This is a genomic window from Okeania sp. SIO2F4 (assembly GCF_010672385.1).
Taxonomy (GTDB): Bacteria; Cyanobacteriota; Cyanobacteriia; order Cyanobacteriales; family Microcoleaceae; genus Trichodesmium.
On the sequence record NZ_JAAHGT010000622.1, the window covers coordinates 1 to 5,847 of the forward strand.

Annotated in this window: 8 protein-coding genes; 6 read left to right on the forward strand and 2 right to left on the reverse strand. The window is 34.1% G+C overall.

All coding sequences use genetic code 11. The features are described 5' to 3' along the window. The first annotated feature begins 234 nt into the window (after nt 1-234). Nucleotides 235-1,245 carry a DNA cytosine methyltransferase gene (locus F6K22_RS28935; protein ID WP_363274670.1) on the forward strand — a complete coding sequence of 337 codons (1,011 nt, stop codon included), beginning with the start codon at nt 235-237 and terminating at the stop codon, nt 1,243-1,245. A 237-nt stretch (nt 1,246-1,482) separates the two neighbouring features. Here F6K22_RS28935 and F6K22_RS28940 read toward each other — a convergent pair whose 3' ends face one another. Both F6K22_RS28940 and F6K22_RS28945 read right to left on the reverse strand, forming a co-directional pair. Further along, nucleotides 1,483-1,746: a hypothetical protein gene (locus tag F6K22_RS28940; RefSeq protein WP_293106042.1), complete on the reverse strand. Its 264-nt coding sequence runs from the start codon at nt 1,744-1,746 to the stop codon at nt 1,483-1,485. A 401-nt stretch (nt 1,747-2,147) separates the two neighbouring features. Further along, nucleotides 2,148-2,396, reverse strand: coding sequence for a helix-turn-helix domain-containing protein (locus F6K22_RS28945; RefSeq protein ID WP_293106045.1), 249 nt, complete (start codon nt 2,394-2,396; stop codon nt 2,148-2,150). Nucleotides 2,397-2,506: 110 nt separating this feature from the next. Here F6K22_RS28945 and F6K22_RS28950 point away from each other — a divergent pair, with 110 nt between their 5' ends. The 5 genes from F6K22_RS28950 to F6K22_RS28970 all read left to right on the forward strand — a co-directional run bounded on the left by F6K22_RS28950 (nt 2,507) and on the right by F6K22_RS28970 (nt 5,511). Continuing rightward, nucleotides 2,507-2,743 (forward strand): hypothetical protein, encoded by a 237-nt coding sequence (locus tag F6K22_RS28950; RefSeq protein ID WP_293106048.1) that lies wholly within the window; start codon nt 2,507-2,509, stop codon nt 2,741-2,743. 302 nt (nt 2,744-3,045) lie between these two features. After that, on the forward strand, nt 3,046-3,201 hold the full coding sequence (locus tag F6K22_RS28955) for a hypothetical protein (RefSeq protein ID WP_293106050.1): 156 nt from the start codon (nt 3,046-3,048) through the stop codon (nt 3,199-3,201). A gap of 93 nt (nt 3,202-3,294) precedes the next feature. Beyond that, entirely contained in the window at nt 3,295-3,549 is a 255-nt protein-coding gene (locus tag F6K22_RS28960; protein WP_293106053.1) for a hypothetical protein, read from the forward strand. 151 nt (nt 3,550-3,700) lie between these two features. Beyond that, entirely contained in the window at nt 3,701-3,973 is a 273-nt protein-coding gene (locus tag F6K22_RS28965; protein WP_293106056.1) for a hypothetical protein, read from the forward strand. Nucleotides 3,974-4,269: 296 nt separating this feature from the next. After that, nucleotides 4,270-5,511, forward strand: a complete 1,242-nt coding sequence (locus tag F6K22_RS28970; RefSeq protein WP_293106059.1) for an urease accessory protein UreH domain-containing protein — start codon at nt 4,270-4,272, stop codon at nt 5,509-5,511. Nucleotides 5,512-5,847 lie beyond the last annotated feature (336 nt).

The window sequence follows — 5,847 nt, forward strand, 5'->3', positions numbered from 1 at the left end:
AGCTCTTCTAACGCACTACACCTCATTCATTCTCAATAAGAGTTTGATTTTAGTTGAAGTATTCTTCAGTTCCCGAACGCAAATTCGTCTCTATATATAGCTTTCAACTAGCTTGTCACCCCGTGAGATCAAAGAGATAAAAATTATCATAAAAAAGCTAAACTAGGTCGCTATGAAAAAATTCAATATGAATTAAACAATAACCATAACGATCCATATAAAAAATTCCTTGAAATTGAAGAACAACCATTATGGAAATCTGATTATAGATTTGTCGATTTATTTTGTGGTGCTGGAGGAATTACACAAGGTTTAGTTCAAGCAGGATTTCAACCAATAGTCAGTGTTGAAGAAAACTCTATAGCATCAGCAACCCATAGAAAAAATTTTCCTCAATGTCATCATTTTTGTGGAGATATTAAACAATTTGATTCTACACAATGGCTAAAAAAAATTGGTTCACCAGAAATACATTTAGTAGTAGGAGGTCCTCCATGTCAGGGTTTTTCAGTGGCAGGAAAAAGAAATCCAGATGACCCAAGAAATAATTTATTTCGAGAGTTTGTTAGAGTAGTTTCTGAAATTCGTCCTTGGTATATTGTTATGGAAAATGTGCCAGGAATTATTACTATGAAAAAAGGTGCTGTTAAAGAGGAAATTTGTCAAGCATTTGTCGATATTGGTTATTCTAATGTATCTGTAGCAATTTTAGAATCTGCTGCCTATGGAGTGCCACAAATTCGTCCTAGAACTTTTTTTATTGCCAATAAATTTGGTAAGATTAATCCTTATCCAAAACCTCAACTATTACCACACCAATATAAACCAATTGAATCAGCAATTTCTGACCTTCCAGAATTAACTCCTGTTCCAGAAATTAATCATCAGTGGACTCGACATTCACAAGAATATATGGAAAGACTTGCTAAAGTGCCTCCTGGTGGTTCTTTATATAAGACTTATGCTGATGCTTTTAAGCGACAATATTTGGGTAAACCAAGTATGACTATCAAAGAAAATCATGGTGGTACTCATATTCATCCTTATCTTAACCGAGTAATTTCAGCAAGAGAAATGGCAAGGTTACAAAGTTTTCCTGACTCTTTTATTTTTGAGGGTTCTATGAAAAAAGCGATGTGGCAAATTGGTAATGCTGTACCTCCTCGTTTAGCAGAATGTATAGGTTATGCATTGATTTCTTTTTTAAATAAAATTGCCGATGATAAGGGAGTATTCAACAATTAATAATTAATAATTAATAATTACCTTTCCTTGAAAAGAAGAAGATTGACTCAAAGGAAAAATTTATCTTGTTTCTCCACGGCGAGTGAGAGGCTTTAAAGCTTAATTATTCCGTAATTGATAATTTATGGATAATCATTGATTTTATTTTGGATTTTTAGAGAAGTCTAATAGTTAATTGTCCTGTTTAAAATCAGCTAGTTTTTGATTAAGAGTATCTCGCCAAATTTAAAAATTATACTAACTACATCCGATACATCCAGTCTCAGCATCTTTTCCAATTTGAGGTATATTATGACGCCAATTTTCATTACCTTGATACCAGAATTTAATGCCTAATGGTGTACCCCTTTTACCAGTTTTAAGACAAAATTCACAGCTTCTTGATTTTAAAAGATTATGATTACTTGCACTATCTTTTTTAAGCAATTGAAATTTTTGTTTAATCTCAGTTTCACTCATATTTAAGTTATGAGATTCTTCAACATTTCCCCATCTTTCCATTGGAAAGCGATGGTCAATAATAATTTCATGTCGCGGTCGTTGTCTTTGTTCAATTACATCTACATAGGAATAGACAGATAATATTTTTTCGACTAATTATGAGGGAATATTAGCAGGAGCATTTACTGCTTTAATTTTTCCTGTCTAAAAATCCCATGTTGTTTGTTTTTGACAATTATTGCAGAACTTTCTTTCTGTTTTAATTTCTAAACCAGGCCGACTTTTTGTACCTCTTTGTAATCCTTGAAGACCACCTCCACCTGCATACTGTTATGATGCTATGTTTTTACCTTCACAGCTACGACAATGCCATTCTTTATCTGATAAAAGGTTAAATACTTTTAATTGAGTTGAGTTTTTTCTAAACGTAGATTTTAACTTTTCTACTAAGTCTTGATTATTCACTCTATATTATTAGCTTCTGCCTCTAAATTATCAAGAAGTTCAGATACACTAATACCCATTCCTGCAGCTAAACTAACAAGAGCAGTTAGAGAAGGATTTCTCACACCACGTTCTAGTCCAGATATATAGGTACGATCTAAATTAGATCGAAATCCAAGCTCTTCTTGAGAAATTCCTAATTCCATCCGACGTTGTTTAATCAAACGACCAAGGGCATTCAGAATCTTACTTTTTGATTCATCCATAACACCAATATTTTGAAATTTTGTGGATTATCAGTCTACGGACGATGTGTCACATAAAAAATCTGTTAAAATGTCAAAATATTTATTAATATTAGTAGGAAAATCAACAAATGACTCAAGCAATTAGTCAAGAACAAACTATTTTAGAAAGTCTGAAAAAATTAACCCCTCAACAACAGCAAAAGGTTCTATATTTTCTTGAATTTTTGGAATTTAAAAAGCAAAAACAAAATCTTTCCGATAAAGAGAAAGAAGTCACTTCAATGTTAGAAGCAGCTCAAGAATTTGTTGGTTGTTTGGAAAGTGGAATAGGCGATATTTCCTTGAAAAAAAAGGAACTAAAGTAGAAAACATTAACTAATATGTGCAGAAAAGTTCTCCTAGATAGAGGACTAGACAAAAGCATCTCTTTCACAATAGGTCAAAAGAAACTTAGAAAAGCATGACCCAATATTTTGAGACTTTGTGGATTATCAGTTTACGGACGATGTGTCACATAAAAAATCTGTTAAAATATCAAAATATTTATTAACATTAGTAGGAAAATTAACAAATGACTCAAGCAATTAGTCAAGAACAAACTATTTTAGAAAGTCTGAAAAAATTAACCCCTCAACAACAGCAAGAGGTTCTTGATTTTATTTAATTTTTGCAGAGTAAAAACAAAAAAATAGAAACTTCGATCCCTGAAGAAAAACCGATATCTGCTTATGAAGTAGCTAAACAATGGGTGGGTTGTGTTGATAGTGGCATTGGAAATTTGTCTTATAATAAAAAGTATCTTGATAGACCTTTAGCTAAATGAAATCGAAAGTAATTTTAGATGCCAGTCTGTGTGTCAAATAAAAAGTATGTTAAGATGGAAAAACTTTATTAAACTTAGTAGAAAAATAAACAAATGATTCAAGCAATTAGTTATGAAAAAATAATTCTAGAAAGTCTGAAAAAATTAACTCCTCAACAACAGCAGGAAGTTTTATATTTTATTGAATTTTTACAATTTAAAGAGCAAAAAAAGAATCTTTCCGATAAACAGGAAGAAGTCATTTCAATGTTAGAAGCAGCTCAAGAATTTGTTGGTTGCGTGGAAAGCGGAATAGGCGATCTTTCCTTGAAAAAAAAGGAACTAAATAAAGTAGAAAAAATTAACTAATATGCACAGAAAAGTGATCCTAGATACAGGGGTTTTGGTAGCTATCCTAGACAAAAGCGATCGCCATCATAATTGGGCAGTCAAGGAATAGGCAAATATTGCTAAACCATTATTCACCTGTGAAGCAGTTATCAGTGAAGCTTGTTTTATTTTGAAAGATGTCTATAGTGGTAAGGATGCAGTAATAGGTTTAGTCACTAGCAGTTATGTTGAAGTTCCTTTTCATTTCAGGGATGAAGTAATCATTGTTCGGGGGTTAATGAAAAAATACGAATCTGTTCCTATGTCTTTTGCAAATGCTTGTTTGGTCAGAATGAATGAGTTAATATTAGGCAGTAGTTTGTTAACTTTAGATAGTTATTTTCGCATTGATCGGAAAAATAAAACAGAAATAATTGATGTAATTATTCCCGATGAGTTATAAGTGCAGAAATTAGCAGTCAGTTATCAGCTTTTCAATTTTTTTGAATGTCTAACTTTAAGCTTGATTACTAAAAAGAAAAACCTCTATATTTTATTGGCATTGCTAAAATTAGGTATGAAATTTGTATCGGATTAAGATTAATAGTAAGGAAAAAATCTGTGCGTGACTACTAACTACTGTAGGGGCGATTCGCATAGATGCCCCTACGACTAAAAATCATACAATAATTCAGCAGCGCCTTTTATTTATGATTTGATTTCCTTGTCCTCTGATTTAATATTATCTCTAAAAAAAACGTGTTACTAGAACTATTATTATTAACAACTTTAGGATTTTTCGGCAGTTTTGGTCATTGCGTCGGAATGTGCGGACCCCTGACTGCAAGTTTCTCTCTTTCCACAAGATCGCCAGTTTCCTCTAACAAATGGCGTCAATTTCAATTTCATACCCTACTTAACTTTGGTCGTCTCTGTAGCTACACCCTGACAGGTGCAGGTATTGGAGCGTTAGGTTCCGTATTAGTGGCAAGCGGTCATTTAGCAGGTATTGATAGTGACCTGCGACGATGGTTAGCAATAATTACAGGTCTAATGTTAATCTGGTTTGGTCTGGCAAAAGTGCAACCCCAACTATTACCAAATTTACCAATATTCCATCCTTTCAAAAAAAGCAACCTGCATAACCGCTTGAGTGCAGTAATGGTTAACCTTTCCATGCAAAACAAATGGTGGACTCCTGTTTTACTAGGGTTAGTTTGGGGTTTGATGCCATGTGGTTTTCTGTATGCTGCTCAAATAAAAGCAGCAGAAACTAGCAATATTTGGTTAGGTGGAGCGAGTATGTTCGCCTTTGGTTTAGGAACATTACCCTCAATGTTAGGAGTGGGAATGTTGACATCTTTTTTAAGTGCAGATAAACGCAGTCAACTATTTCAAATGGCGGGTTGGGTGAGTATCTTTGTTGGTATCATGGTGGTGATGCGGAATGGTGATATGGTTGACTACACTGGTCATGCTGCAATATTTTGTTTGATTTTAGCTTTAGTGGCGCGTCCCCTAAGTCGGTTTTGGAGTCAACCTTTACGTTATCGTCGAGCTTTAGGTGTCGGAGCGTTTGTGTTGTCAATGGCGCATACAGGGCGAATGTTAGACCATAGTTTAAATTGGAATATCCAAGCAGTCTCCTTTATGTTGCCTCAACATCAGTTAGCAATATGGACTGGTTTTGTCAGTCTGGGATTAATGTTACCCTTAGCATTAACGAGTTTTGATGGAGCAGTGAAATATTTCGGTCAGTGGTGGCGAAGGTTACATTTATTGAGCGTGCCAGCATTTGTATTATCTGGTGTTCATGCAGTGGCAATGGGTTCCAACTATCTCGGTTCCTTGGAATGGAATCTAGAAAATCAGTTGCGAACTATTGTTTTGGGGGTGGTAATATTAGTTGTATTGGTTGTACGATCGCGTCGTTTTTGGTCTTTATTTTCTTTACAACAATATTATACGCCTCCACTGGAAGAAGTTAAAATTCAAAAGTAATACCGTTTCACGGAATTCATATCATGTCCGCTTGAATAGTTATATTTTGGTCAAAGGAAGGCAGAAGTTTTTTTGCCCATTTTGACCTTAATTTTATACACGCTCCGATGCTACCGGACATGATATCAAAAATCAAAAGTCATGCATTAAGATTTTATGGACTCATAACTTTGACGCTACAGTAATTTCAGGAAATTATTTCACCATATAAAGTTTGAAAGTATTTATGACATCTTCAAAGTGATATTAAATCCGGTAGTATCGGTATAAAAAAGCAGAGAAACCGGGTTTGTATCAAATTCCCTTGTACGGACGTTGCATGCAACGTCCCTAACA